The following is a 24,239-nucleotide window of genomic DNA, read 5'->3' on the forward strand; positions in this document are numbered from 1 at the left end:
CGTGCTCAATCAAGGTACCGGAACCTGGCCGCACCGACGCGCCCGGCAGGCCCCCGACGCGGTCGCGCTCGACTTCCGCGGCACCACCGTCACCTACCGCGAACTCGACGAGCGGGTCACCCGGCTCGCCCACGCCCTGCGCGCCCGGGGTATCGGCCCCGGAGACCGGGTCGCGCTGCTGTCCGCGAACCACCCCGCCTACCTCGAGGTGCTGTTCGCCGCCGGCCTGCTCGGGGCCGTGTTCGTGCCGCTCAACGCCCGGCTGACCACCCCCGAGGTGGAGTACTGCCTGGCCGACTCCGGCAGCGCCGTGCTGATCCATTCCGCCGCCCTCGCGGACGTCGCCGACGCGGCCGCCACCGCGGCCGCCACCGCGGCCGGCACCGCCCGGCGCGTGGTCCTCGACGGGGCACCCGACGACCGGGCCGTCGGCTACGAGGAGATCATCGCGACCGCCCCCGCCGACCGTCTCGACGTCCCGGTCACGCACGACGACCCGTGCTTCATCATGTACACCTCCGGCACCACCGGCCGGCCCAAGGGCGTCGTCCTCACCCACGGCAACGTGGTGTTCGCGGTGATGAATCCGATCGTCGATCTCGACTTCCTCTCCGACGAGGTGGCCCTGGTCGCCGCACCGCTCTTCCATACCGCCGCCTTGAACTTCGTCGCCCTGCCAACCCTGCTCAAGGGCGGCACCGTGATCGTCGAGGAGGGCTTCGAGCCCGGCCGCATCCTGCACCTGATCGAAACCAAGAGGGTCACGTACTCGTTCGGGGTGCCCACGATGCTCGACGCGATGAGCACCCACCCGAACTGGAACCGCACCGACCTGAGCTCGATCCGTCGCTGGATCGTCGCGGCCGCACCGGTACCGCCACGGACCCTGCAGACCTACACCGCCCGTGGCGTCCGCCTCTGCCAGGGATACGGATTGACCGAGACCGGCCCGGGCGCGCTGATCCTCACGCCCAAGGACGCCGAGCGCAAGCTCGGCACCGCGGGCGCCCCGCACTTCTTCACCGACGTGCGCGTCGTCGACCCGGACGGCACCGAGGTCGCCCCCGGCGACCGCGGCGAGATCCAGATCTCCGGCCCGAACGTGATGCGGCGGTACTGGAATCGCCCCGACGCCACCGCCGAAGCCTTCACCGGCGACGGCTGGTTCCGCTCCGGCGACGTGGGGGTTCCCGACGAGGACGGCTTCGTCACGATCGTCGACCGGCTCAAGGACATGATCATCTCGGGTGGCGAGAACATCTACCCCGCCGAGGTGGAGGCCGCCATCCTCGACCTGCCCGGCGTCCTCGGCTGCGCCGTCTTCGGTGTGCCCGACGAGAAGTGGGGTGAGGTGGGCCGGGCCGCCGTCACCCTCGCCGACGGCGCCACCCTCACCGAGGACGAGCTGTTCGCCTTCCTCGGCGAGCGCCTCGCCAGGTACAAGATCCCCAAATCCCTTCTCGTTCTCGACGAGATCCCCCGCAACGCCACCGGAAAGATCCGCAAGGACAAGTTGCGCGAGCAGTACGCCCACTGACCCGACCGCCACGGCAGGAGCTCCCATGACCGTCACCGCATCCGCGGACATCACTGCGGCCCAGAGAAAGAAGGAAGTTCGACGCGTCGTGCTGTCGAGCTATCTGGGCAGCACCATCGAGTTCTACGACTTTCTGCTCTACGCGACCGCGGCAGCGATCGTCTTCGCACCCGTGTTCTTCTCGGACCTGTCCCCGCTCGCCGGGACCATCGCGTCGATGGGCACGTTCGCCGCGGGCTACCTGGCCCGTCCTTTCGGCGGCGTCGTCTTCGGGCACTTCGGCGACAGGTACGGCCGCAAGTCGATGCTGCTGATCTCCATGACGGTCATGGGCGTCGCGTCGTTCCTCATCGGCCTCGTCCCGCCGGCGTCGGCGATCGGATCTTGGGCCGCAATCATTCTCGTGCTGCTGCGCGTGTGCCAGGGCATCGCCGTGGGCGGTGAGTGGGGCGGCGCGGCGCTCATGTCCCTCGAGCACGTCGGCGGGCGGGGGCGCGGCTTCGCCGCCTCGTTCACCAACGCCGGCGCACCCACCGGTTCCCTGCTCGGCACCCTCGCCCTGGCGCTGGTGGCGCTGCTGCCCGAGGACGACTTCCTGTCGTGGGGCTGGCGCATCCCGTTCCTGCTGTCCGCGGTGATGCTGGCCGTCGGCCTGTTCGTCCGGGCCCGGGTGTCCGAGAGCCCGCTGTTCCGGGAGGCGATGGCCAAGCAGGCCGAGGTGGACGCCACCGCGGTCGACAGGCGGACCCCGCCGATCCTGAGCATCCTGCGCCGTCCCCGGAACCTGCTGCTCGTCGCCCTGGGGTGCATGGCCAGCTTCGGCATCCAGACCATGTTCACCACGTTCGCCATCGGGTACGCGTCCCATTCCGGGGTGACCCGATCGCAGGCGCTCCTGGCGTTCGCCGTCTGCCAGTTCGTCGCGATCTTCACCCTGCTCGGATTCGCCCGCCTCTCCGACCGCGTCGGCCGACGACCGGTGATGCTCTTCGGTCTCGGCGCGTTCGTCGTGCTGATCGTGCCGATCCTGGCACTGCTGTCGTCCGGCAACGTCGCCCTGGTGACGCTCGGGTTCGTGCTCGGCTTCGGCGTCTGCCAGTCCGCGACCTACGGTCCGATGGCGGCGTACATCGCCGAGCAGTTCGGCACCGCGGCCCGGTACACCGGCGCCTCGCTCGGCTACCAGGGCGCGACACTGCTCGGCGCGGGCTTCACGCCGGTGATCCTCGCGTCGCTGCAGGCGGCCGCCGGCGGCGGCACCGGCCTGGTCGCGGCGTTCATGATCGGGCTGGCAGTCCTGAGCGCGGTGTTCATCCTCCTGGCGAAGGAGAGCAAGGACCGCGACCTGAGCACGTACGAGCACTGAATCCTCGAACCGTGAAGGGCGCGCAGGGACTTCCCTGCGCGCCCTTCGTCGTTCAGCGCCGCAGTCGTTCAGCGCCGCAGTCGTTCAGCGCCGCATCGGCACGTGATCGATGCCGGCCTCGAGGTGGTTCGGACCGATGCGGTCGAGCGTCGCGGAACGGATGGTCCGCACTGAGCCCATCGCAGGGTCGCCGGCATATTCGGATGCGCCCCGCCGGCGCCGCGACCACAATCGTCGGGACGGAACCGACGAAGGAGACACAGCCGATGGTGCAGCCACGTTCCCGGAACTTCGCGCAGGTCGACGTGTTCGCCGCCGAGCCGTACCGGGGAAACCCGGTCGCGGTCGTCCTCGACGGCGACGGCATCCCCGACGAGGCGATGGCGCAGTTCGCGGCGTGGACGAACCTGTCCGAGACCACGTTCGTTCTTCCCCCGACGACCCCCGAGGCCGACTACCGGCTGCGCATCTTCACCCCCGGCGCGGAGATCCCGTTCGCCGGCCATCCCACGCTCGGCTCGGCGCACGCGTGGCTCGAGGCCGGCGGCGTGCCGAAAACCCCGGGCCTTCTCGTCCAGGAATGCGGAGCCGGACTCGTCGAACTGCGCCACACCGACGAGTCGGCAGCGTTCCGCGCCCCCGAGCTGGTCCGTCGCGGCGACCTCGACGAGGACCACCTGGCCCGCATCGCCCGTGGCCTCGGGATCGCGCGCGAGCGGATCGTGGCCCACAACTGGGTCGACAACGGGCCCGGCTGGGCTGCGGTCCTGCTCGAGTCCGCGCAGGACGTGCTCGACCTCGAACCCGACGACCAGCACATGCGCGACCTGATGCTCGGTGTCGTCGGCCCCTACCCGCCGGGATCGCCGCAGCAGTTCGAGGTCCGCGCCTTCGCCGCGCCCGTCGGCGTCAAGGAGGACCCGGTGACGGGAAGCCTCAACGCCGGCCTGGCCCAGTGGCTGATCGGCGCCGGCATCGCGCCGGCCGACTACCGAGCGAGCCAGGGGACGCGCGTCGGCCGCCGCGGCATCGTGACCGTGCACTCGTCGGGCGACGAGGTGTGGATCGGCGGACACAGCACGACGTGCATCCGCGGGACCGTGCACCTGTAGGAGCCGGTCGTGAGCGGGGTCCGCCCCTCCGAATCCGGGGGTGGGCGACTACGCCGACAGCGCCCGGGCCAGATCGGCCGGAACCGGCATCGGGGTCGTCAGGCCGGCGGCGACCCGTCCGGTGTTGCCTTCGGGATACCGGCCGGTCATCGAACCGGGAGCAGCGACGACGATCCGCACGACCTGCCCGAGGGCCTCGCGGCGGTCACGGCAGCGCAGCGCCAGGGCGAGCATCGCGACGTGATTGCAGGTGTGCAACCACGGATCCGGCTGGGACAGGATGTGCGCCCGTTCGAGGTGGCGCCACCGTTGCTGCGGGTCGCCGGCAGTTTTCGACGCGGCCATCTCCCGTCGGTAGAGGTCCCGGGCGGCGGTACCGATGCGCGGCATGACCGATCCTTTCGGTGAACGTTGTCGAGCGCGAGTTGTCAGCAGCATTCCTCGGTCTCGGCCGCCGAGCAAGAACGGGCCGCCACGGGTCGATCGTTCACACACGTCCGTGGCCGGAATTCCCGCGCCCCCTCTGCGCAACGAGTGATCCGAGGACGGTCAGGACTGTAGTGACCGCAGCGCGGGTGCGGCCCACGTGGTCGTCTTCGTCGTCGCTCTCGCAGCGACGGCCCTCGTCCTCACCCTTCTCGCCGTGACGAAGGGCGGCCGGCGTCCCCGTCGCCGCAGGCGCCACTAGGATTGGCGATCAGGTGCCGATCACAGCAGTCGAGGACGGGTGATGGAAACTCTCGCACGCTACGTGGAACTGTTCGTGCCGATGCTCTGGCTCGGGATGGTGCTCGCCATCTCCTTCCTCGAAGCACCCCTGAAGTTCCGGGCGCCGGGAATCACCATCCCCCTCGGACTCGGTATCGGTCGCCTGGTGTTCCGGGCGCTCAACACGGTGGAGGGGGTCCTCGCCCTCGTGCTGATCGCGGCGTGCCTGGTCTCGTCGCCCGGCACGACCGGGTGGATCCTGCTCCTCGTGACGGTGGCCGTGCTGGCGGTCCAGGTGGCGGTGATCCGCCCGCCGCTGACGCGCCGCTCGAACCGCATCCTCGCGGGGGAGGACGCACCCCGCTCGAAGGTGCACTACGCCTATGTGGCGCTCGAGATCGTCAAGGCCGCACTGCTGATCGCGCTGGCGATCGTGCTGGCGCGCACGTTCGTCTGACGCCGCCCCGGCGCACCGGGCTCCCTGGTCCGCCCGAACAGCGCGCGTCCTCGGCGCGGTGCACCCTCGCCCGGTGGGCGGGGCCGGCCCCTCGTCGTCACCTCGGGTCGTGTCGGCTCACCCGGCGGGCCGCTCCTCGGTCGGCGACGTCGTGGCGCCACCCGGGGTCTCGGAGGGCTCCGCCGACTTGCGGGTCTCGTCGGCCACCGGCCGTCCGGCACCCCCGGTGCTCGCCTCTCCCCTGTCGTCCGGCGCGGGACGGACATCCCCGCGCTCCGTCCGCCCCTCGTAGGGCGGGACGACCGCGTCCGCATCCCCGACCGTCGTGGTGTGCCCGGGTCGGTGCGATCCCGCGTCGCCGGGGTCGGCGGAGATCATCTCGTCGTCCTCGAACGCGCCGGCGGGGCGGTCCGCGGGCCCTCCTCCGGGGCCGGTGGAGCCCATGTCGCGCGAGCCGGGGGCACCCCGCTCCGACTGCGGTTCCTCTTGCCTTCCGGTTCCGTCGTTCATCGCTTCTCCTCGGGGATTCGAGCATTCCGACGAATGGACCCCCTCACTCCATCCGAGCACGCGGCGCCGCGTTTGTCGACAGTCGATCTCGCCGGGGAGACGGCAGGACGCCCCACTGCGGACCGCGCCGCACGAAGGTCCCGGCGGAACGGGACGAACCGGCCCGACGGCCGAAAGCCTGTTCAGTTGTTCAGGTGGGCAGCTAGAATCGCGTCGACGCATCCTCACGCCTCGGAGGTTCTTCCGATGGACGTCGTAGCCATGCACATGAGCGACGGTCTGCTCGACGCGCGGACCTCGCTGGCGTTCTTCGTCGTCGCCGCGCTCGGCCTCGCGGTGGCGCTCCGCAGGGCCCGGTCCGGGCTCGACGAGCGCATCGCTCCCCTGGCCGGCCTCGTCGCGGCCTTCGTCTTCGCCCTGCAGATGATCAACTTTCCGGTCCTGCCGGGGGTGAGCGGGCACGTACTCGGCGGCGCGCTCGCCGCCGTCCTGGTCGGTCCCGCGACCGCCGCCCTGTGCCTGACGGTCGTGCTGGTCGTGCAGTCACTGCTCTTCGCCGACGGCGGTCTCACCGCCCTCGGCGCCAACGTCACCAACATGGCCCTGCTCGGCGTGCTCGCCGGGTACGGCACGGCCGTGGCGCTGCGTCCGCTGCTGCGCCGGTACCCGTGCGGACCGGCCCTCGGCGTGATCTCTTTTGCCGCAGCGCTGGTCGCGACGGTCGCCGCGGCGACCGGGTTCCTGGTCGAGTACGCGGTCGGCGGCACCGCCGGGTCCGCCGGCACCGTCGCTGCGTTCCTGCTCGGCACCCACGTTCTCATCGGCGCCGGTGAGGGACTCGTCACCGCCGTCACCGTCGTCGCGGTGGCACGGGCGCGGCCCGACATCGTCCATCTGCTCCGCCCGCTGCGGCCGCCGACCCGGGCACCGGCATGACGCGCCGGCGTCTCCTGATCCTGTTCGCGGTGGCGGCGTTCCTGTGCGCGGGGATGCTTTCGTACCTTGCCGATTCGAGCCCCGACGGCCTCGAGGCCGCGACCGCGCGGGGGTGTGCCGTGGTCGAAGTCGACGGTAGCGCCACGGTCACCGGGGAGTGCCTGGCGGGTGAGGCCACCGATCATCCGTGGGACGCGGGTCCGCTGGCCGGTTACACGGTCGGCGGCCACACCGGATCCACCGGCGTGGCCGGGGTTCTCGGCGTCGCCGCGACCTCGGCGGTGGCCGCCGCGCTGTTCCGTCTCCTCGTCCGTCGACGGGGCGCATCCGGGAACAGGACTCCGGGAGCGCGGCCGTGACCACCGCGCTGCGGGGCGGGCCTGCACGCGCGACGACTGCTGTGCACCGCCTGCCCACCGAGGTGAAGATCGTCGCCGCAACGGCATTCGTCTTCGTCGTGGTCGCCACTCCGCGCGAGGCGATGTGGGCCTTCGCCCTCCATTTCGCGGTCGTCGCGGCGATCTGCGCACTCGCCGGGATCCGCTGCGCCTGGCTGGCGCCGCGCATGTCGATCGAGGCTCCGTTCGTCGCGCTCGCCGTCCTGCTCCCGTTCGCCGAGGCCGGCGACCGGGTCGACGTCCTGGGGTTCTCCCTGTCGGTTCCGGGCCTGTACGCGGCGTGGGGCATCCTCGTCAAGGGCACCCTCGGGGTGCTCGTCTCCCTCGTCCTCGCGGCCACCACCCCGGCCCAGGACCTGCCCGCCGGCCTGGCCCGCCTCCGGGTTCCGGCACTGCTCACGACGGTGGCGGTGCTCATGCTGCGCTATCTCGAACTGCTTGCCGCCGAGGCGAACCGAATGCACCGTGCCCGGATCTCCCGCGGCGACGACCCACGCACCCTCCACCGCATCGGAGCGACGGCCCGGGGAATCGGGGGGCTGTTCGTCCGCGCCTACGAGCGCGGTGAGCGGGTGCATCTGGCCATGCTCTCCCGCGGATTCACCGGTGCCGTCCCGGCCTCCGGTCCTCCCGCCACCGCGATGGCCTGGACTGCGGGCCTGCTGCCGGCCGCCGTCGCCGGTGCCGTCTGCGCCGCCGCCTGGGTGACGGCATGACCGCGGAGCCGGCCGTGCTGCTGACGGGGGTACGGCACGTCCACCCCGACGGGCACTGCGCCCTCGACGGCATCGACCTCGCCGTCACCGCCGGTGAGCGGGTCGCGGTCCTCGGCCCGAACGGCGCCGGCAAGACCACCCTGATGCTGCACCTGAACGGCGTACTGGCGCCGTCGTCCGGGACCGTCCGGATCGGCGGGCTGCCGGTCGCGCGGAACACCCTGCGTGAGATCCGGCGACGGGTCGGACTGGTGTTCCAGGATCCCGACGACCAGTTGTTCATGCCGACCGTCGCACAGGACGTGGCGTTCGGGCCCGCCAACTTCGGCGTTTCCGCAGCCGAACTCGACGCCCGGGTCCGCGAGGCCCTCGAGGCGGTCGGCATGACCGAGCACGCCGGCCGCAACACCGCGCGTCTGTCCGCGGGTCAGCGTCGACGGGTCGCCCTCGCCACCGTGCTGGCGTGCCGGCCCGACGTTCTGGTCCTGGACGAGCCGTCCACCGACCTCGATCCCGTCGCCCGCCGGGAACTGGCCGAGGTCCTCCTCGGCATCGACGCCACCCTGCTGCTGGTCACCCACGACCTGCCGTACGCGGCGCAGGTGTGCAGCCGGGCCGTGATCGTGAGCGACGGACGACTCGTCGCGGACGGTCCGATCACCGCCCTGCTCGCCGACGCCGACCTGCTCGCCGCGAACCGGCTGGAACTGCCGTGGGGATTCACCCTGCCGGAGACCGACCCGCGCTGAGCGCCGTCACCCCGCGGCGAGCCGGCCGTTGGTGCGGTCGAGCTGCCGCACCGTCGCGGCCTCCAGCCGGCCCACCTCCTCCTCCTCGAGCCGGTCGCACAGGAAATCCCAGTGCAGCGCAACATGTTCGCCGAGCCGCAGTCCCGGCACGAACACACCCGCACCGGTGCGGCGCCGTACCGTCTCGGCGCGTTCCGCGCCGAGACGCAGGCGGGCACCGTCGAACTCGAGCCGGCGGCTGCGCACCGTCGCCGTGTCGGGTCCGACGGCGACGACGGTGCCCCAGCGGATCCGGCAGGAATCGAGAACCTGTACCGGCTGGGGCATCCCGGTGGTCAGCAGTCGCGACCACGGGTACACCCCCAGCACGTGGAACGCGTGCGTCGGGGCCGCCTCGGCAAGCAGTTCGGGTGTCAGGTGGGTCCAGTAGTGCCCCGCCTGCGTGCCCAGCCGCTCGAGCAGCCGGGTCCCGAACTCCACCGGATCGATCCGGTCCGTCAGGGCGTTGCCGGTCCAGTAGGCGCGCACCACCTCTGCGTCGAGGGGGTCGGTCCGGCCGGCCAGGGCCGCGATCAGCTCCTGGTAGGGCCATGCTCCGGTGAACCGCCGGGCGGCGGCCACGACCGCCGCGCCGTCGCCGTGCCCGCACGCGGCGGCCTCGAGGGCCGCCGCCCCTGCCGGGCCGCAGTAGCCCAGTGCGTTCGGCGCATGGGCGTAACGGGCGAAGAGCCGCTGCCCCTCCGTCACCACTGCCCCTCCGTCACCACTGCCCCTCCGTCACCACTGCCCCTCCGTCACCACTGCCCCTCAGTCACCACTGCCCCTCCGTCACCACCGCCACGGATCAGGCCGTTCCGCGTTGCCCCACCAGCGCCGCAGTGTCCCGGTGCAGCCGGCCGAAGTTGTAGTAGGCGGCACACGCCCCCTCCGGTGACACCATGCAGGTGCCGATGGGGGTCTCCGGCGTGCACGCCGTGCCGAAGACCTTGCATTCCCACGGTTTGATGACGCCCTTGAGCACCTCGCCGCACTGACATGCCTTCGGGTCGGCGACGCGCAGGCCAGGCATCGAGAACCGCTGCTCGGCGTCGAAATCCGCGTAGTCGGGGTGGATGCCGAGCGCGCTCTGCGAGATGAATCCGAGGCCGCGCCACTCGAAGTGCGGCCGTAGCGCGAACGTCTGCGCCATCAGCCGTAGTGCCTGCACGTTTCCTTCGGGCCGCACCACCCGGCTGTACTGGTTCTCCACCTCGCACCGGCCGTCCCGGATCTGCCGCAGCAGCATGTGCACCGAGGCGAGGATGTCGAGCGGCTCGAATCCGGCCACCACGATCGGTTTTCCGTACACGGCGGGGACGAAGCGGTAGGGACGCAGTCCCACCACGGTCGACACGTGCCCCGGTCCGAGGAATCCCGAGAGCCGCAGATCCGGCGACTCGAGGATCGCCTTGATCGGCGGCACGATCGTCACGTGGTTGCAGAACACCGTGAAGTTGCTCAGGCCGAGCTGTCTCGCCCGCACGAGCGTCACCGCCGTGGACGGGGCGGTGGTCTCGAATCCGACGGCGAAGAACACCACATGCCGGTCCGGGTGGTCCACCGCGATCTTCAGGGCGTCCAGCGGGGAATACACGAATCGGACGTCGGCGCCGCGGGCCTTGGCCTCGAGCAGGTTCCCGCGCGAGCCGGGCACCCGCATCATGTCTCCGAACGTCGTGAACACCACGTTCGGTTGCTCGGCCAGCCACATGGCGTCGTCGATGCGGCCCATGGGGATCACGCACACCGGACAGCCGGGGCCGTGCACCAGCTCCACCGACGCGGGCAGCAGATGTTCGATGCCGTGCCGGTAGATAGTGTGGGTGTGGCCGCCGCACACCTCCATGAACTTGAACTCCTCCCCGGCGGCGAGGTCGGTGATCGAGGCCACCAGGGCGCGCGCCGCGGCGGGGTCGCGGAACTCGTCGACGAATTTCATGATCCTGCTCCGCCTTTCATCCGGTGCTCACGCGATCTCGGACGCGTTGAAGGCTTCGATCTCGTTGACGTAGTCGGCGCCCATCTTCCGCACCTGATCGAGGGTCAGCTTCGCCTCGTCCTCGTCGATCCGGGCCATCGCAAAGCCGACGTGCACCAGCACCCAGTCCCCGACCTGCAGGCCGGTGCCGGCGAGCAGCCGGACGCTGATGGCGCGTTGCACGCCGTTGACGTCCACCTTCGCCAGGTGCTGGGCGGGGTCGACCATGTCGACCACCCGGCCGGGAATTCCCAGGCACATTGCGTCTCTCCTCACCTCAGCAGATCCGGGGCAGCGGATCGCCCACGAGCATGTCCACGATCCGGCTGCCCCCGAACGCGGTACGCAACGCGACGATGCCCTCCGGTTCGGCCAGGATCTCCCCGATCTCCGCGGCGTCGCCGCCGCCGGGGCACGCCCGCAGTGCGGCGAGGGCGGCGTCCGCCTCGTCCGGGGCGACGACCGCGACGAACTTGCCCTCGTTGGCGACGTACAGCGGGTCGATGCCGAGCATGTCGCACGCCCCGGTCACCGTCGGCCGGATCGGCAGCGCGGCCTCGTCGAGCACCACCGCCAAGCCGGTGGCCTGCGCCAGCTCGTTGCAGACGGTACCGACGCCACCGCGGGTGGGGTCACGCATCCACCGGGTCGACGGCGCGGCTGCGAGCAGGGCCGCCACCAGCTCGTGCACCGGCGCCGTGTCGGAGGCGATGTCCGCTTCGATCGCCAGGTCGCCGCGGGCCAGCAGCACCGCCATGCCGTGGTCGCCGAGCGTCCCCGAGATCAGCACGCGGTCGCCGGGGCGCACCAGGTCGGCCCCGAGGCGGCGCCCGGCGGGAACCAGGCCGACCCCGGCGGTGCTGATGTAGAGACCGTCTGCGGCGCCCCGGCCCACCACCTTGGTGTCGCCGGTGACGATCTCGACCCCGGACCGGGTGGCGGCCGCAGCCATGTCGGCGACGATCTCGCGCAGCCGCGCGATCTCGAAGCCCTCCTCGATGACGAACGCCGCGGACAGCCACCGCGGCCGCGCGCCCGACACGGCGAGGTCGTTGACCGTGCCGTGCACGGCGAGGTGCCCGATCGAGCCGCCCGGAAACGACAGCGGCTTGACGACGAACGAGTCCGTCGAGAACGACAGTCTCTCCCCGGAGTCGAGGCGCACGGTGGCGGCGTCGCCGAGCTGCTCGAGTTCGGTGTTGCGGAAGGCCTCGACGAAGACCGAATCCACCAGGGCCGCGGACGCCTTGCCCCCGGCGCCGTGCGAGAGGGAGATCACGGTGTCGCGCAGGCGCGGCCGGCGCCGCCGGAACGCCTCGATCCGTTCGAGGACCCGGTCCTCGCGTTCGGCCGATGTGCTCACCGTCCGCCTCCCGTCGCCGATTCCGCGCGCGCCAGGTGTTCCTGCGCGGCCGACCACAGCCGGTACCCGATCAGGGCGTGGCTCTCCTGGATCCGGTGGATGCTCTGCGAGCGGATGGTGAAGCAGAAGTCGAGATCGTCGGTGGCGGCCATCCGGCCGCCGTCGTGCCCCGCGAATCCGATGGTGAGCAGTCCCCGCCGCCGCGCCTCCGCCAGCGCCGTCATCAGGTCGTCGGAGTTGCCAGACGTGGACAGGGCGATCGCGACGTCGTCGCCGTGCGCGTGCGCGATGATCTGCCGCGAGAAGATCAGCTCGAATCCGACGTCGTTGCCGAGCGCCGTCACCACCGCCTGGTCCGCGGCGAGCGACCAGGCCGGCACCGGCCGTCCCCGGGCCGGCCGGCTGAACAGCGTCGCCAGGGTCGCTGCGTCGGTGGAGCTGCCGCCGTTGCCGAAGGTGTAGAGCCGGCCGCCGCGAGCGAAACGCTCGGCCATGCGCTGCCCCGCCGCGACGAGGTCCTCGCCCCATTCGTCCAGCGAAGCCCGTTGCAGACGCGCGCTGTCGGCCGCCTTGCCGCGGGCGGATTCCGCAAGGTCGCGCAACAGGGCGGTGGCGTCGTGCTCCTGCGCGTCGATGAACGGGTACAGGAAGTCGGTGCCGTCCGGTTCGGTGCTCACAGCCGTTCCCCCTCATCGAGTGCCCCAGCATCGAGTTCCGGCGCGTCGAGTCTGGTGAGGGCGACGCCGCCGTGCACCAGCACCAGGTCGCCGGGCGTGACGTCGCCGAGGAGGGAGACGTCGACCCGCTCCCGGCCGGCCGCGGTCCGCACCGGCGCGGCGCCGGTGTCGTCGGCCGGCCACATCACCTCGCCGAGCCGGCCCTCGTCGCTGCAGGTCACGCACACCTCGTCGGTGCAGCCCGGGTCGGCGAGCAGGCCTGGATGCTCGAAGCACACGTGCGTCAGTTCCCACAGCAGGTGGTACAGCAGCACGAACCGCCCGGTGGCGGGCACCATCGGATCGTCCGAGTCCACCCACAGCACGTGGGTGGCCGCACCGGGCGCGGGCCGCGGACCGGAGCCGATCCAGATGGTGTCGGTGCCCCACGCGGGTGCGCGCCGGGCGATCTCGCGCACGGCCGGCTGATCGGCGGAGGCGACCGCCAGGATGACGTCGCCGGGGCGGGCGGCGACCCGGCACTGGGCGACCGGGTCCGGCTCCACGAGCGACACCGACGGCAACGCCCGTTTACCCATGATCACGGGGTGCACGAACTCGACCGCCACGTGATGGGCGTGCGGCTCCCACTGCGGGGACACCACCCACAGGGTCGCCCCGGCATGGAACCGGCGGGCCAGGCTCAGCGCCGTCGCGGCGAGGTCGGCGGCGAGTTCCGCGCCGATCGGCTCGGTGTCGTGTGTCGATGTCATCGCGCTCGTCCCGTCCCGGCAGGGTCCACGGCCCGGCCGCGTGCGAACGCGGCACCGAGCGCGGCCTGCCCCAGCGACAGGCCACCGTCGTTCGGCGGCACCCGCCTGTGTGTCAGCACCTCGAACCCTCTGTCCTGCAGCATAGTTCGGACCATGCCCAGCAGGAGCCGATTCTGGAACACGCCGCCCGTCAGGCCGATGGTGCGTACCTCCGCCGCATCGGCGATCCGGGCCGCCAACCGCACTGTTGCCGATGCCAGCGCACGGTGGAAGCCCGCCGCGAGGTCCGCGGCGGGGACCCCGAGCCGGACGCCGGCGACGAGGCAGGCCAGCGTGCCGGCCCAGTCCAGCTCGTCCCCCCGCAGCGACGAATGCACCGGCGCGGCATCCGTGGCGGTGCGCGCCAGCACCTCGAGTTCGATCGCGGCCTGCGCCTCGTAGCTGATCCGGTGCCGCACCCCCAGCACGGAGGCCACCGCGTCGAACAGCCGGCCGGCGCTGGTGGTGCGCACGCAGCCGACGCCCGACGCCAGCTGCGAGTCCACCAGGGCGCGTTCGGCGGCACCGAGCGCGCTCACGCACGGCAGGTCCTCGATCTCCTCGATGCCGGCCTCCCGCAGCACGGCCAGCGCGACCCGGGCCGGGGTGCGCACGGCGACGTCGCCGCCGGGCAGCGGGAACGACCGCAGGTGCCCGGCGCGCCGGGCGTCGCAGGGATCCGTTCCCACCAGCAGCAGCTCCCCGCCCCAGACGGTGCGGTCGCAGCCGTATCCGGTGCCGTCGAACGCGATCCCCAGCACGGGGGTACCGAGCCGGCGATGCTCGGCGAGCAGGGACGCGACGTGCGCGTGGTGGTGTTGCACTGCGCGCAGCTCGACGTCGTGGTCCTCGCAGTAGCGTTCGGCCCACTCCCGGGTCGCGTAGCCGGGATGCGCGTCGGCCACCACCACCTCGGGGGTGACGCGGTGCAGGGCGGTCAGCTGCGCGACCGACGCCTCGAAGGCGCGCCGGCTCTCCACCGTGCCCATGTCCCCGAGATGCGCCGAACAGAAGGCGTAGTCCTGCCGGGTCAGGCAGAAGGTGTTCTTCACCTCGGCGCCGACCGCGAGGACCACCGGCGCCGCGCCGCCGAGCAGCACCGGCATCGGCGCAAATCCCCGTGAGCGCCGCAGCGGCAGTTCCACGCCGTCGGCGACCGCGACCACCGAGTCCTCGCACGGCACCGCGATGTCCCGGTCGTGCATCAGGAACAGATCGGCGATGCCGCCGAGCCGGGCCAGGGCATCGTCGTTGCGGAAGCAGAGAGGCTCACCGGACAGGTTTCCCGACGTCGCCACCAGCAGCCGCGGCACGTCGTTCCCGTGCCCGGGCACCGGCGCGAACAACAGGTGGTGCAGCGGCGTGTACGGCAGCATCACCCCGAGCTCGTCGAGTCCGGGTGCGACCGCGTCGGCGACGGCCGCGCCGGGACGGGCCCGCAGCAACACGATCGGCCGGGCCGGCGCGGTGAGCACGGCCTGCTCGGCCGCGGACAGCAGGCACACCGCGGCGACGGCCGCGACGTCCGGCGCCATCACGGCGAACGGCTTGTCCGGCCGGTGTTTCCGCTCCCGCAGCCGGTTCACCGCGGTGGGGTTCGTGGCATCGCACACGAGATGGAAGCCGCCGAGTCCCTTGACCGCCACGATGTCCCCGGCGGCGAGCGCCGCCTGCACCGTGGCCAGCACCTCCGCGTCTCCGTCGATCCGGCGGCCGTCGCGTACGGCGAAGATCCGCGGCCCGCAGTCCGGGCAGCAGATCGGCTGGGCGTGGTAGCGGCGGTCCGTGGGATCGGTGTACTCGCGGGCGCAACTCGGGCACAGGGGGAACCGGGCCATGGTCGTCGCCGGCCGGTCGTACGGCAGGTCGGTGATCACCGTGTAGCGGGGCCCGCAGTGGGTGCAGTTGACGAAGGGATGCCGGTAGCGCCGGTCGGCGGGATCGTTCAGCTCGCGCAGGCAGTCGGCGCACGTCGCCACGTCCGGCGGGACCAGGGTGCGCGCCCCGTCCGCGTGGTGACTCTCGACGATGCGGAAGTCGTCCTCGCCGCGCGGCATTCGCGGGGCGGCGGCCACGTCGACGAGCACGGCCAGCGGCGGTGCGTCGTCGCGCAGGCGGCGGGTGAACTCGTCCAGATCCGCGGCGGCACCCTCGATCTCGAGGAACACCCCGGAGTCGTCGTTGCCGCAGTACCCGCCCAGGCGCAACTCGCGGGCCAGCCCGGCGACGAACGGCCGGAAGCCGACGCCCTGCACCACGCCACGCACCACCAGGCGCCGTCGCTCGGCCACGGGGTTCACGGTGCCGCTCCCGGTTCGTCCCGGGGCCGTCCCATCAGTTCGAGCCCTTCCATCGCGCGCCGCGCGCCGGCCTCGTCGACCCGATCCATCGCGAAGCCCATGTGGATGACGATCCAGTCGCCGGGCGCGAGGTCCGGGTCGTCGAGCATGCCGACGTTCACCTTGCGCTCCTCGCCGGCCACGTCGACGAGGGCGAGCTGCCCGGCGTAGCCGTCGAGCCGCCGGATCACCCGTCCCGGGATGCCGAGGCACACCGCTCAGCCCTCGTCCCCGGCGGCCGCGGCTCCCGCCGGCGGCGCCTGCGCATGCAGGCGGCGCACGGTGCGCCGGACGGCATCGACGGCCGGGCCGACGGCCGCGGCGACCGCCGGGGACAGCCCGAGGCCCTCCTCGACCGCCGCCACCTGGCAGCCCACCACCACGGTGGGGGGCGCCTGCCCGCCGAGCGCCTCGAGGCTCGCGAACACCGCGGCCGGGTCCATGGCGTGCGCGTCGATTCCCGCCGGTCCCCGCGTGGCGGTGTCGGCTTCGAAGACCCGCACGGCGCCCGGCTCGCCGGCGCCGGGGACGGCGTCGACGAGCACGAGCGCGTCCCACCCGTCGAGCAGGTCGTAGGCCAGGTGCATGCCGCGGATCCCGTAGTCCACCACCCGGGTTCCGGGTGTGTCGGCCGGGATCCGCCGCACCACCTCGGGGCCGAAGCCGTCGTCGCCGAGGAAGATGTTGCCGATGCCCGCCACCAGGATCCGCACCACGTCACATCCTGCGCATCCGCAGGTACCGCTGGATGTCCGGCAGCGACTGCACCGTCACGACCACCCCGCCGATCACCGCGGCGGCCAGTGCCGCGGTGGCCAGCATTCCGATGAATCTCATGGCTCCTCTTTCCTCCCGAGCGGCTCGAGTTCGTCGGGCGCGAAGTACAGGTAGCGCCCGTACCAGTCGTGCAGGTCCGCGGCCGGATCGTCGACGAGGACGACCCCGACGTGGGTCTCGCCGTCGACGTCGGCGTGCACGGTGGCCACGCGCGCCACCCGGTCCCGGAAGAACAGGTCCTGCGCGTCGGCCCGGCGCGACGGGTGCAGCCGCACCAGGCTGCCCTGCGCGACCCGGATCCCGCCGATCAGCACCCCGTCCGTCTCGGGCCGGACGCTGGTGTCCGCCTCGGGGGTCCACCAGTCGACGCCGTCGGGCAGTTCTGGAATCAGCCCGCCCTCGCGGTGCGGGTCCCTCAGGATGCCGTGCAGGGCCTGCATCTCGGCGGGGGTCATCGTCTCGCAGCGTTCGACGATCTGCGCGGCCCGGGGGTCGGTGGCCCGCGCCTCGGCCTTCTCCTCGTCGGTCAGGGTCAGGACCCTCAGGGTGAGGATCTCGTCGATCTCGGTGGCGTCGAACAGGTCCCCGCCGCTCTGCTCGGCGACCTGCGGATGGTCGTACAGGATGATCGGGGACACCAGCAGCGTGGCGGACTCGCCGGGTGTGGCGGGGTCGGCGTCGCCGGCGAGGACCGGGAAACACCGGGTGTGTGCGCACTCGTCCGCGAGGCCGGCGACGTCGGCGGGCGGCTCGAGCAGCGAGACGAACCGCCCGCCGCGGGCGGCGAGGATCAGATGCGCCCCGATCAGCGACCGTCGCAGCGCGTCGGCGGCGTCCACGGGTGCGTCGCCGGTGTTCTCGACGGCGAGATCCAGGCGCATCGGCGCACCGGTTCCGGCGGACGGGCCCCGCTCCACACGAACGACGGCGTGCACCGGCCACCGCGTGCGTACCACCCGGCCGGTGACGGCACCGTCCGCGGCGGTGAGCAGTTCGATGTCCGCACCGCCGGGAACGGCGACCGGAACCGTACGCGGGACGGCGAGTTCGGTGGCCGGCAGCGGCCCGAGGGGAATCTCGCATTCCACGGCCTCGTCCCACCCGATCCACGAGCGGCCCGCGACGGTCAGTTCGGCCACGGTGACGTAGTCGTCGCCGTCGCGGCGCTGCACCGTGCGGGTCTGCAGTTGCAGGAACCGCACGACCACGTCGATCGTGGCGTCGGCGCGCAGTGGGCGCAGCACGCATTGCGTGGCCAGCGCCGGCTCCTCGCCGATCCCCGCGGCGGCGGCGCCGGGCGGGCCGAGCACACCGAACTGCCAGCGGGAGTGGTTCTTACGGGAACTCGCCCGGTACGGGTACAACAGGTATCCCTCGTACAGCACAGCGTCGGCCACCGCTCGCACCCGATCAGCCTGTCCCTGCACGGTCACGACGCCGCCTCCCCCGCGCCGGTCGCCGCGGCCGGCCTCGCCTCGGCCGCGGCGAGCAGTTCGGTGACCGCCGCGTCGAGATCGGTGTGCCCGTGCGCCACCTTGTACCGGGTCAGCGCGGCCAGCGTGTCGTGCCCCATGCGGGCGAACCCGGTGCCGGGGAAGTGGCTGCGGATCATCTCGTGCCACACCGAGACCGGCAGGTCGTAGCGGGCCTCGCGGTCCCACGGCACCGGCTCGACAGCCACCCCGCCGCCGCCGCGGCCGAACACCGTCCCGCTGAACAGCAGCAGCAGCGGCACCGCGCCGTCGCCGAGGGCGTGCAGATACCGGGCGGCCGCGACCTCGAAGTCGTACGTGCACGGCAGCGGCAGTGCCGTCTCGCACTCGCCGGCGAAGCCCGGCACCATCGTGGACGTCTGCAACCACGCGAACGAGGAGAGGGTGCTGCCCCACCGGTCGCGGGTGCCGAACAGGTCTCCCAGGGCGGCCTCGGCGTCCGGACCGTAGCGTCGGCGGGCCGGTTCCAGGCGCACCTGGCAGCGCAGCGCCACGCTGTGCACCGGCGCACCCGTGGTTTCCCGGATCCGGAGGCGCGCCGAGAGGCTCGGGGTGGCGGCATACGGTTCGGGAGCGATGTCGACGACCGTGAAGTCCAGAGCGGTCACGCCTGCCCCCTCGCCGGGACGGGACGGCTCCGCCGGGCGACCTCCGCGAAGAAGGCGTCGAGCTCGGCACGGGCATCGGTGCCGCCGTCGAAGCCGCGCCAGACCCGTCGCAGCCGGCCGACCAGCGCGTAGCAGGCGTCGATGGGCACCAGATGGCAGTCGGCGGCGCCCCGTCGCGGAACCCGCACGAGCAGCGCCTCGACGTCCGGCAGCGGGGGCAGGAGCGACGGGTTGCCGCCGCACAGCGCCTCCCAGGCGTCGAGCGGCAGCTCCGATTCGGTCGCGCCGGCCGGGCCGGGATAGAACGCGACGGTCCGGCCCAGGGTCGAATTCCGGAAGAAGAACGCCAGGTTCACCGGGATCTCGAGGCTCGCCCAGGCTCCGGGGGTGAGCGCGAACTCCGGGAAGGACAGGTACCGCTCCGGCACCGCCCGGTAGCGCAGTTCCGCCCCGGGATCGGTGAACAGCAGACAGCAGGCCCGGCACACGCACATCAGCTGGCGTGCCTGCACGTCGACGACGTGCCCGTGCCCGTCGCCGATGCCCACGGCGCACATCTCGCAGCGCTCCCCCGCCGGCCGAGGTGCGGCGATACGCTGCAGGACCTCGAAGGGGGACGGCATCACGCCACCCCGGCGGGCACGGCCACCGACAGCACGCCGTCCCGCACCAGCACCGGCACCGGTTCGAGGTGTTCGTCGCCCGCGTCAAGCCGGACCCCGGCACCGCGCACGTCGAAGTGCGCCGCACAGGTCGGGCACCGCAGCACCGCCGCGTCCGCCCCGGCCCCGGCCCGCCGGTGCAGCGCCGCGCCGGCGAACGCGTGGGTGCAGACCGGGCACCGGTCCCGGTAGGCGAGGAGCTCACCGGCGACGCGGCACACCAGAACCGGCAGGCCGGCGACGACGAAGCCGCCGACCTCACCTTCCGGGATCTCGTCGAGTTCCGGCGCCGCACACCATGTTCCACGAACATCGGAATGCACCCGGGTGAACAGCGCCGCCGCGGGAATGAGTCCTTGCCCCGTGGACCCGGCGGTCTCGACCTCGAGTTCGGTGATCTCCGGCGCCGCCGCCCGCACCGCGTCCTGCACGGCCAGCTCCAGGGTCACCGCCGACGACGGGCATCCGTGGCAGCTGCCGAGCAGACGCAACCGGACCACGTCGTCGCGGATCGCGACCAGCTCGACGTCCCCGCCGTGCGACCCGAGGTACGGGCGCACCCCGTCCAGCGCCGTGCGCACCCGGGTCTCCACGTCGTGCGGGTGCAGCCCGTGGATCAGCAGCAGGCTGGCGACCAGGTCGTCGCGCGCCAGGTCGTCCATCGCGCCGGGATACCGGGCCAGCGCGTCGCAGATTCCGGCGAGTCCCGCCCCGTAGAGTCCCATCACCTCCCGGACCAGGTCCTCGGCCCGTTCGCGCGCCGCCGGCCCGGCCGCGGAGCTCGCGTCCAGCAGTGCCTCGATACGTTCACCCGACTCCCGCCATCGCTCCATCCGTCACTCCCCGGTGACCGACTGGGTCGGCGAGTGCAGTTTCTCGAGGGTCTTCCCGTCTCCGAGGTACATGTGCACCCCGCAGGGCAGGCACGGGTCGAAACTGCGCACGGTGCGCATGATGTCGATGCCCTTGAAGTGCTCGCGGTCGTTCTCCTCGAAGATCGGCTGCCCCTGCACCGCATCCTCGTACGGGCCGGGTGTGCCGTAGCTGTCGCGCGGGCTGGCGTTCCACGGTGTCGGCGGATACGGATGGTAGTTGGCGATCTTCCCGTCGCGGATCACCAGATGATGCGAGAGAACGCCGCGCACCGCCTCGGTGAACCCGCAGCCGATGCCCTCGTCGGGGACCTCGAACGGTTCCCAGGTCTTGGTGCGGCCGGCCCGGATCTCCACCAGCGCCTTCTCGGCGAAGTGCAGGGCGCACGCGGCGGCGTAGGCCTGGAAGTAGGTGCGGGCCCGGTTGCGTTCGAGGGTGTTGCTGCCGTGCTGCGGGATCTTCCACTCCAACGTCACCGGCCCCTTCAGCGCGGTCTTGGGGAGGTTGATCTGCACGCTCGACCCGGTGGACTTGACGTAACCGATGTCGACGAGCCCGGCCAGCGCCGTCGACCACAACCGGGCCAGCGGCCCGCCTCCGGTGTCGAGGGCCAGGTAGTCGGTGCCGTCGAACCAGCGGGGCGACATCACCCAGCTGTACTTGTCCTCGAGATCGCGTTTCTGTGGTCTCGGATTGGTGTGCTGGTTCCAGGGATGGCGACGGTCCACCGGATTGCCCAGCGGATCGGTCTTCACGAACATCTCCTGATCCGTCCAGTCCTCGTAGTACGAGGAGCCGAGCAGGATGCGCAGGCCCAGGTTGATGTCCACCAGCGAGGTCGTCACCAGCTTGCCGTCGACGACCACCCCCGGGGTGACGAACATCTTCCGGCCCCAGTCCTCCATGTCCCGGTAGGCGAAGTTGCACGTCTCCGGGTCCTGGAACGAACCCCAGCACCCGAGCAGGGTGCGCCGCAGCCCCACCTTCTCGTACCCCGGCAGCGCCTCGTAGAAGAAGTCGAACAGGTCGTCGTGCATGGGCACGACCTTCTTCATGAACTCGACGTAGCGCATGAGCCGGGTCAGGTAGTCGGTCATCAGCTGGATCGTGGCGACCGTGCCGACACCGCCCGGGTACAGGGTGGACGGGTGCACGTGGCGACCCTCCATGAGACAGAACATCTCCCGGGTCGAGCGGCTCACGTGCAGTGCCTCGCGGTAGAACTCGCCGGTGAACGGGTTGAGCGAGCGCATGATGTCCGCGATCGTGCGGTAGCCGTGCTGGTCCGCCCGGGGGGCCCGGGTGTTCTCGGCCTTCGCCAGCACCCCCGGATTGGTCTCGGAGACCATCTTCTCGCAGTAGTCGACCCCCACCAGGTTCTCCTGGAAGATGTTGTGGTCGAACATGTATTCCGCGGCCTCACCGAGGTTGACGATCCACTCCCCGAGGTGCGGCGGCCTGGCGCCGTACGCCATGTTCTGCGCATAACAGGAACAGGTGGCGTGGTTGTCCCCGCAGATGCCGCAGATGCGGCTGGTGATGAAATGCGCGTCGCGCGGGTCCTTGCCCTTCATGAACAGCGAGTAGCCACGGAAGATCGACGAAGTGCTGTGACATTCGGCCACTTCGCGGTTCGCGAAGTCGATCTTCGTGTAGATACCCAGACTGCCCACGATTCTGGTGATCGGATCCCACGCCATCTCCACCAGGTTGCTGCCGGCGGCGGGATCGGGGACGGTGGCTGTCATCGGGCTGCCTCTCTCGGGGCGGGACTACCAGGTACGGGTCGCGCCGGTGGTGAGTTCCGTGCCGGGCGTACGCCAGGACGGCTCCTTGTCCAATGTGCTCTTCGTCAGGCTCCGCAGCTGCCGCACGGCCGAGCCGTACACGCCGACCGCCCGCGTCGAGAGCTTCCCCCCGGGCGGCTCGTCCATGAACGGCATGAACTTGTCCGGGAAGCCGGGCATCGTGCAGCCGATGCAGATACCCCCGACGTTGGGGCATCCGCCGATTCCGTTCATCCAACCCCGTTTGGGGACATTGCATTTGACAACCGGCCCCCAGCAGCCGATCTTCACGATGCACTTCGGGGAGCCGTACTCCGTGGCGAAGTCGCCCTGCTCGTAGTACCCGGCGCGATCGCAGCCCTCGTGCACGGTGATGCCGAACAGCCACTGCGGCCGCAGCGCCTCGTCCAGCGGGATCATCGGCGCCTGATTCGTCGCCTGGTACAGCAGGTAGGTCAGCGTCTCGGACAGGTTGTCCGGCTGGATGGGGCATCCCGGCACGCACACGATCGGGATACCCGCCTTCGACTTCCATTCCCAGCCCAGGTAGTCGGGCACGCCCATCGCGCCGGTCGGGTTACCGGCCATGGCGTGAATGCCGCCGTACGTGGCGCAGGTGCCCGCCGCGACGATCGCCGTGGCCTTCGGCGCCAGCCGGTCGAGCCACTCGCTGGTGGTGATCGGTTGCCCGGTCTCTTCGTTGTTGCCGAAGCCGGACCAGTACCCCTCGTCGTGCAGCTTCTCGTTGGGGATCGAACCCTCGACCACCAGCACGAACGGCTCGAGCTCGCCGCGGTCCGCCTTGCGGAACCATTCGAGGAAGTCGTCCGCACCACCCTGGGGGCCGCATTCGAAATCGATCAGCGGCCAATGCACCGCGACCTTCGGCAGCCCCGGCAGCGCGCCGAGTGCAATCTCTTCCACACTGGGTTGCGTGGCGGCGGTGAGAGCCACGGAATCGCCGTCGCAACTGAGCCCGGCGTTGATCCACAACACGTGGATCAAGGCCTCTTCGGCCGCCTGGGCCTCGGGTGTGGGCATGCCGACCACCTTCCGGAGCGCCCCACGCTCCTGCGCCGCAGGAGTCGACCCTCGGCCCACTTGCGCGGCGCTTTCTCTATTAACGCCCCGTTCCGGAGGGATGTCAACGAATCATGATCGTCCCGACCGGCGGTCGGCGATCCAGCGGTACCACGCCTGCATGCCCTCCCCCGTGGTGGCCGACACCGCGAGCACCTCAACGCCGGGGTTGACCGATCCGGCGTGGCGGACACAGGTTTCGAGTTCGAAGTCGACGTACGGCAGCAGGTCGACCTTGTTGACGACGACAAGATCGGCGACCGCGAAGATGTGCGGATACTTGAGCGGTTTGTCCGTTCCCTCCGGCGTCGAGATGAGCACCACCTTGGCCTGCTCCCCCAGATCGAAGAGGGCCGGGCACACCAGATTCCCCACGTTCTCCACGAACAACAGCGTTCCCGGAGCCGGATCCAGGGCGGTGAGCGCGTCGTGCATCATCTGCGCGTCGAGATGGCATCCGGCACCGGTATTGACCTGCACCGCGGCGCATCCCGTCGAGCGGATACGCTCGGCATCGAGCAGGGTCTCCTGGTCGCCCTCGATCACCGCGATCGGCGCAGAGCCGGACAGCTCACGGATCGTTCGTTCGAGCAGGGTGGTCTTGCCGGCCCCCGGCGAACTCATCACGTTGATCGCCGTCACGCCGCGACCCGCGAGCCACCCCCGCGTACGCTCGGCGAGCAGGTCGTTCTTCGCGAGCACCTGCTGTTCGAGAGTGACGGTCTCGGTCTGCACCGGCGCACTGTCGTGCCCGTGTCCGTGTCCGTGCTCGTGGCCGTGCTCGTGGCCGTGGCCGTGGCCGTGCTCGTGGCCGTGGCCGTGCTCGTGGCCGTGCTCGTGGCCGCGCTCGGCGCCGTGGGGAAGGTCGTGCGCGGGCGGCACCGTGATTCGCGGCCCCGCCTCGTCGTCACAGCCACAGGTGGCACACATCGCTTCAGCTCACCTCCATCGACACGATGCGAAGCTCGCGACCCGACCGCACTTCGACATCGGCACTTCCGCAGGAGCACAACAGAATCGGATCGAACAATGCGAATTCGGTCCCGCAGTCCCGACAGTGCCCGACACCGGCGGGCGTCTCGATGTCCAACCGTGCACCTTCCGCGACGGTGCCCACCGTGACCAGCTCGAAGCAGAACAGCATCGAGTCGGGGATCACGGCACACAGCGCTCCCACCGCGACGCGCACACTGTGCACGCGACGGTCGCCGGCGTGCTCGCACACCGCGTCCACGACGCTCTGCGCGATCGACAATTCATGCATCGCGGCCCCACTCCGCCCA

General features: G+C 71.4%; 27 protein-coding genes. 8 read left to right on the forward strand and 19 right to left on the reverse strand.

All coding sequences use genetic code 11. The features are described 5' to 3' along the window. The first annotated feature begins 1 nt into the window (after position 1). From JYA75_RS01510 to JYA75_RS01520, 3 genes are all read left to right on the forward strand, one after another. Positions 2-1,537 (forward strand): long-chain fatty acid--CoA ligase, encoded by a 1,536-nt coding sequence (locus JYA75_RS01510; RefSeq protein ID WP_185713960.1) that lies wholly within the window; start codon positions 2-4, stop codon positions 1,535-1,537. A 25-nt stretch (positions 1,538-1,562) separates the two neighbouring features. Next, on the forward strand, positions 1,563-2,903 hold the full coding sequence (locus tag JYA75_RS01515) for an MFS transporter (RefSeq protein ID WP_050034503.1): 1,341 nt from the start codon (positions 1,563-1,565) through the stop codon (positions 2,901-2,903). A 266-nt stretch (positions 2,904-3,169) separates the two neighbouring features. After that, positions 3,170-4,015 (forward strand): PhzF family phenazine biosynthesis protein, encoded by an 846-nt coding sequence (locus JYA75_RS01520; RefSeq protein WP_006945646.1) that lies wholly within the window; start codon positions 3,170-3,172, stop codon positions 4,013-4,015. Between the two features lie 48 nt (positions 4,016-4,063). On the opposite strand, the gene JYA75_RS01525 is transcribed toward JYA75_RS01520, so the two are convergent. Next, positions 4,064-4,405, reverse strand: coding sequence for a DUF3703 domain-containing protein (locus JYA75_RS01525; RefSeq protein WP_072634159.1), 342 nt, complete (start codon positions 4,403-4,405; stop codon positions 4,064-4,066). A gap of 340 nt (positions 4,406-4,745) precedes the next feature. Here JYA75_RS01525 and JYA75_RS01530 point away from each other — a divergent pair, with 340 nt between their 5' ends. After that, a complete protein-coding gene (locus JYA75_RS01530; RefSeq protein ID WP_203329618.1) occupies positions 4,746-5,180 on the forward strand; it encodes a hypothetical protein in 435 nt (144 codons plus the stop codon). A gap of 117 nt (positions 5,181-5,297) precedes the next feature. Here JYA75_RS01530 and JYA75_RS01535 read toward each other — a convergent pair whose 3' ends face one another. After that, positions 5,298-5,690: a hypothetical protein gene (locus tag JYA75_RS01535; RefSeq protein ID WP_072634157.1), complete on the reverse strand. Its 393-nt coding sequence runs from the start codon at positions 5,688-5,690 to the stop codon at positions 5,298-5,300. A gap of 246 nt (positions 5,691-5,936) precedes the next feature. Between JYA75_RS01535 and JYA75_RS01540 the strand changes: the two genes are divergently transcribed. The 4 genes from JYA75_RS01540 to JYA75_RS01555 are packed head-to-tail and all read left to right on the forward strand — an operon-like array spanning position 5,937 to position 8,489. Continuing rightward, complete coding sequence (locus JYA75_RS01540) at positions 5,937-6,626, forward strand: energy-coupling factor ABC transporter permease (protein ID WP_006945652.1); 690 nt, start codon at positions 5,937-5,939, stop codon at positions 6,624-6,626. Next, positions 6,623-6,985: a PDGLE domain-containing protein gene (locus tag JYA75_RS01545; protein WP_006945654.1), complete on the forward strand. Its 363-nt coding sequence runs from the start codon at positions 6,623-6,625 to the stop codon at positions 6,983-6,985. Before JYA75_RS01540 ends, JYA75_RS01545 begins: the two co-directional genes overlap by 4 nt. Continuing rightward, positions 6,982-7,740 (forward strand): cobalt ECF transporter T component CbiQ, encoded by a 759-nt coding sequence (gene cbiQ, locus JYA75_RS01550; protein ID WP_051446125.1) that lies wholly within the window; start codon positions 6,982-6,984, stop codon positions 7,738-7,740. The genes JYA75_RS01545 and cbiQ overlap by 4 nt, the downstream gene beginning before the upstream one ends. Next, positions 7,737-8,489, forward strand: a complete 753-nt coding sequence (locus JYA75_RS01555; protein ID WP_152103822.1) for an ABC transporter ATP-binding protein — start codon at positions 7,737-7,739, stop codon at positions 8,487-8,489. Before cbiQ ends, JYA75_RS01555 begins: the two co-directional genes overlap by 4 nt. A gap of 6 nt (positions 8,490-8,495) precedes the next feature. Here JYA75_RS01555 and JYA75_RS01560 read toward each other — a convergent pair whose 3' ends face one another. The 17 genes from JYA75_RS01560 to JYA75_RS01640 all read right to left on the reverse strand — a co-directional run bounded on the left by JYA75_RS01560 (position 8,496) and on the right by JYA75_RS01640 (position 24,220). Further along, positions 8,496-9,236 (reverse strand): DUF6390 family protein, encoded by a 741-nt coding sequence (locus JYA75_RS01560; protein WP_051446126.1) that lies wholly within the window; start codon positions 9,234-9,236, stop codon positions 8,496-8,498. A 97-nt stretch (positions 9,237-9,333) separates the two neighbouring features. After that, positions 9,334-10,467 carry a hydrogenase formation protein HypD gene (hypD, locus tag JYA75_RS01565; RefSeq protein ID WP_006941958.1) on the reverse strand — a complete coding sequence of 378 codons (1,134 nt, stop codon included), beginning with the start codon at positions 10,465-10,467 and terminating at the stop codon, positions 9,334-9,336. A gap of 27 nt (positions 10,468-10,494) precedes the next feature. Continuing rightward, positions 10,495-10,767, reverse strand: a complete 273-nt coding sequence (gene hypC / locus JYA75_RS01570; protein WP_006941963.1) for a HypC/HybG/HupF family hydrogenase formation chaperone — start codon at positions 10,765-10,767, stop codon at positions 10,495-10,497. A gap of 16 nt (positions 10,768-10,783) precedes the next feature. Further along, positions 10,784-11,869 carry a hydrogenase expression/formation protein HypE gene (hypE, locus tag JYA75_RS01575; protein ID WP_006941964.1) on the reverse strand — a complete coding sequence of 362 codons (1,086 nt, stop codon included), beginning with the start codon at positions 11,867-11,869 and terminating at the stop codon, positions 10,784-10,786. Next, complete coding sequence (locus JYA75_RS01580) at positions 11,866-12,546, reverse strand: SIS domain-containing protein (RefSeq protein ID WP_006941965.1); 681 nt, start codon at positions 12,544-12,546, stop codon at positions 11,866-11,868. The genes hypE and JYA75_RS01580 overlap by 4 nt, the downstream gene beginning before the upstream one ends. Next, positions 12,543-13,298: a HypC/HybG/HupF family hydrogenase formation chaperone gene (locus JYA75_RS01585; RefSeq protein ID WP_006941967.1), complete on the reverse strand. Its 756-nt coding sequence runs from the start codon at positions 13,296-13,298 to the stop codon at positions 12,543-12,545. Before JYA75_RS01585 ends, JYA75_RS01580 begins: the two co-directional genes overlap by 4 nt. Next, on the reverse strand, positions 13,295-15,637 hold the full coding sequence (gene hypF / locus JYA75_RS01590) for a carbamoyltransferase HypF (protein WP_185713961.1): 2,343 nt from the start codon (positions 15,635-15,637) through the stop codon (positions 13,295-13,297). The genes JYA75_RS01585 and hypF overlap by 4 nt, the downstream gene beginning before the upstream one ends. Continuing rightward, on the reverse strand, positions 15,634-15,891 hold the full coding sequence (locus JYA75_RS01595; protein ID WP_006941975.1) for a HypC/HybG/HupF family hydrogenase formation chaperone: 258 nt from the start codon (positions 15,889-15,891) through the stop codon (positions 15,634-15,636). The genes hypF and JYA75_RS01595 overlap by 4 nt, the downstream gene beginning before the upstream one ends. Before the next feature lie 3 nt (positions 15,892-15,894). Further along, positions 15,895-16,392, reverse strand: coding sequence for a hydrogenase maturation protease (locus JYA75_RS01600; protein WP_065923101.1), 498 nt, complete (start codon positions 16,390-16,392; stop codon positions 15,895-15,897). A gap of 117 nt (positions 16,393-16,509) precedes the next feature. Next, positions 16,510-17,886, reverse strand: coding sequence for a hypothetical protein (locus JYA75_RS01605; RefSeq protein WP_185713962.1), 1,377 nt, complete (start codon positions 17,884-17,886; stop codon positions 16,510-16,512). Further along, positions 17,883-18,554 (reverse strand): DUF6084 family protein, encoded by a 672-nt coding sequence (locus tag JYA75_RS01610; protein WP_029547184.1) that lies wholly within the window; start codon positions 18,552-18,554, stop codon positions 17,883-17,885. Before JYA75_RS01610 ends, JYA75_RS01605 begins: the two co-directional genes overlap by 4 nt. Next, positions 18,551-19,177: a DUF5947 family protein gene (locus tag JYA75_RS01615; RefSeq protein WP_065923103.1), complete on the reverse strand. Its 627-nt coding sequence runs from the start codon at positions 19,175-19,177 to the stop codon at positions 18,551-18,553. The genes JYA75_RS01610 and JYA75_RS01615 overlap by 4 nt, the downstream gene beginning before the upstream one ends. Beyond that, entirely contained in the window at positions 19,177-20,049 is an 873-nt protein-coding gene (locus JYA75_RS01620) for a NifU family protein (RefSeq protein ID WP_029547182.1), read from the reverse strand. Before JYA75_RS01620 ends, JYA75_RS01615 begins: the two co-directional genes overlap by 1 nt. Positions 20,050-20,052: 3 nt before the next feature. Then, positions 20,053-21,837, reverse strand: a complete 1,785-nt coding sequence (locus tag JYA75_RS01625) for a nickel-dependent hydrogenase large subunit (RefSeq protein ID WP_029547181.1) — start codon at positions 21,835-21,837, stop codon at positions 20,053-20,055. Between the two features lie 24 nt (positions 21,838-21,861). Further along, positions 21,862-22,917 carry a hydrogenase expression protein HypE gene (locus JYA75_RS01630; protein WP_029547180.1) on the reverse strand — a complete coding sequence of 352 codons (1,056 nt, stop codon included), beginning with the start codon at positions 22,915-22,917 and terminating at the stop codon, positions 21,862-21,864. A 111-nt stretch (positions 22,918-23,028) separates the two neighbouring features. Then, positions 23,029-23,886 (reverse strand): hydrogenase nickel incorporation protein HypB, encoded by an 858-nt coding sequence (gene hypB / locus JYA75_RS01635; protein ID WP_029547179.1) that lies wholly within the window; start codon positions 23,884-23,886, stop codon positions 23,029-23,031. A 4-nt stretch (positions 23,887-23,890) separates the two neighbouring features. Continuing rightward, positions 23,891-24,220: a hydrogenase maturation nickel metallochaperone HypA gene (locus JYA75_RS01640; protein WP_006941999.1), complete on the reverse strand. Its 330-nt coding sequence runs from the start codon at positions 24,218-24,220 to the stop codon at positions 23,891-23,893. Positions 24,221-24,239: the final 19 nt, after the last annotated feature.

Source organism: Rhodococcus sp. PSBB066 (assembly GCF_017068255.1).
GTDB lineage: Bacteria > Actinomycetota > Actinomycetes > Mycobacteriales > Mycobacteriaceae > Rhodococcus > Rhodococcus aetherivorans.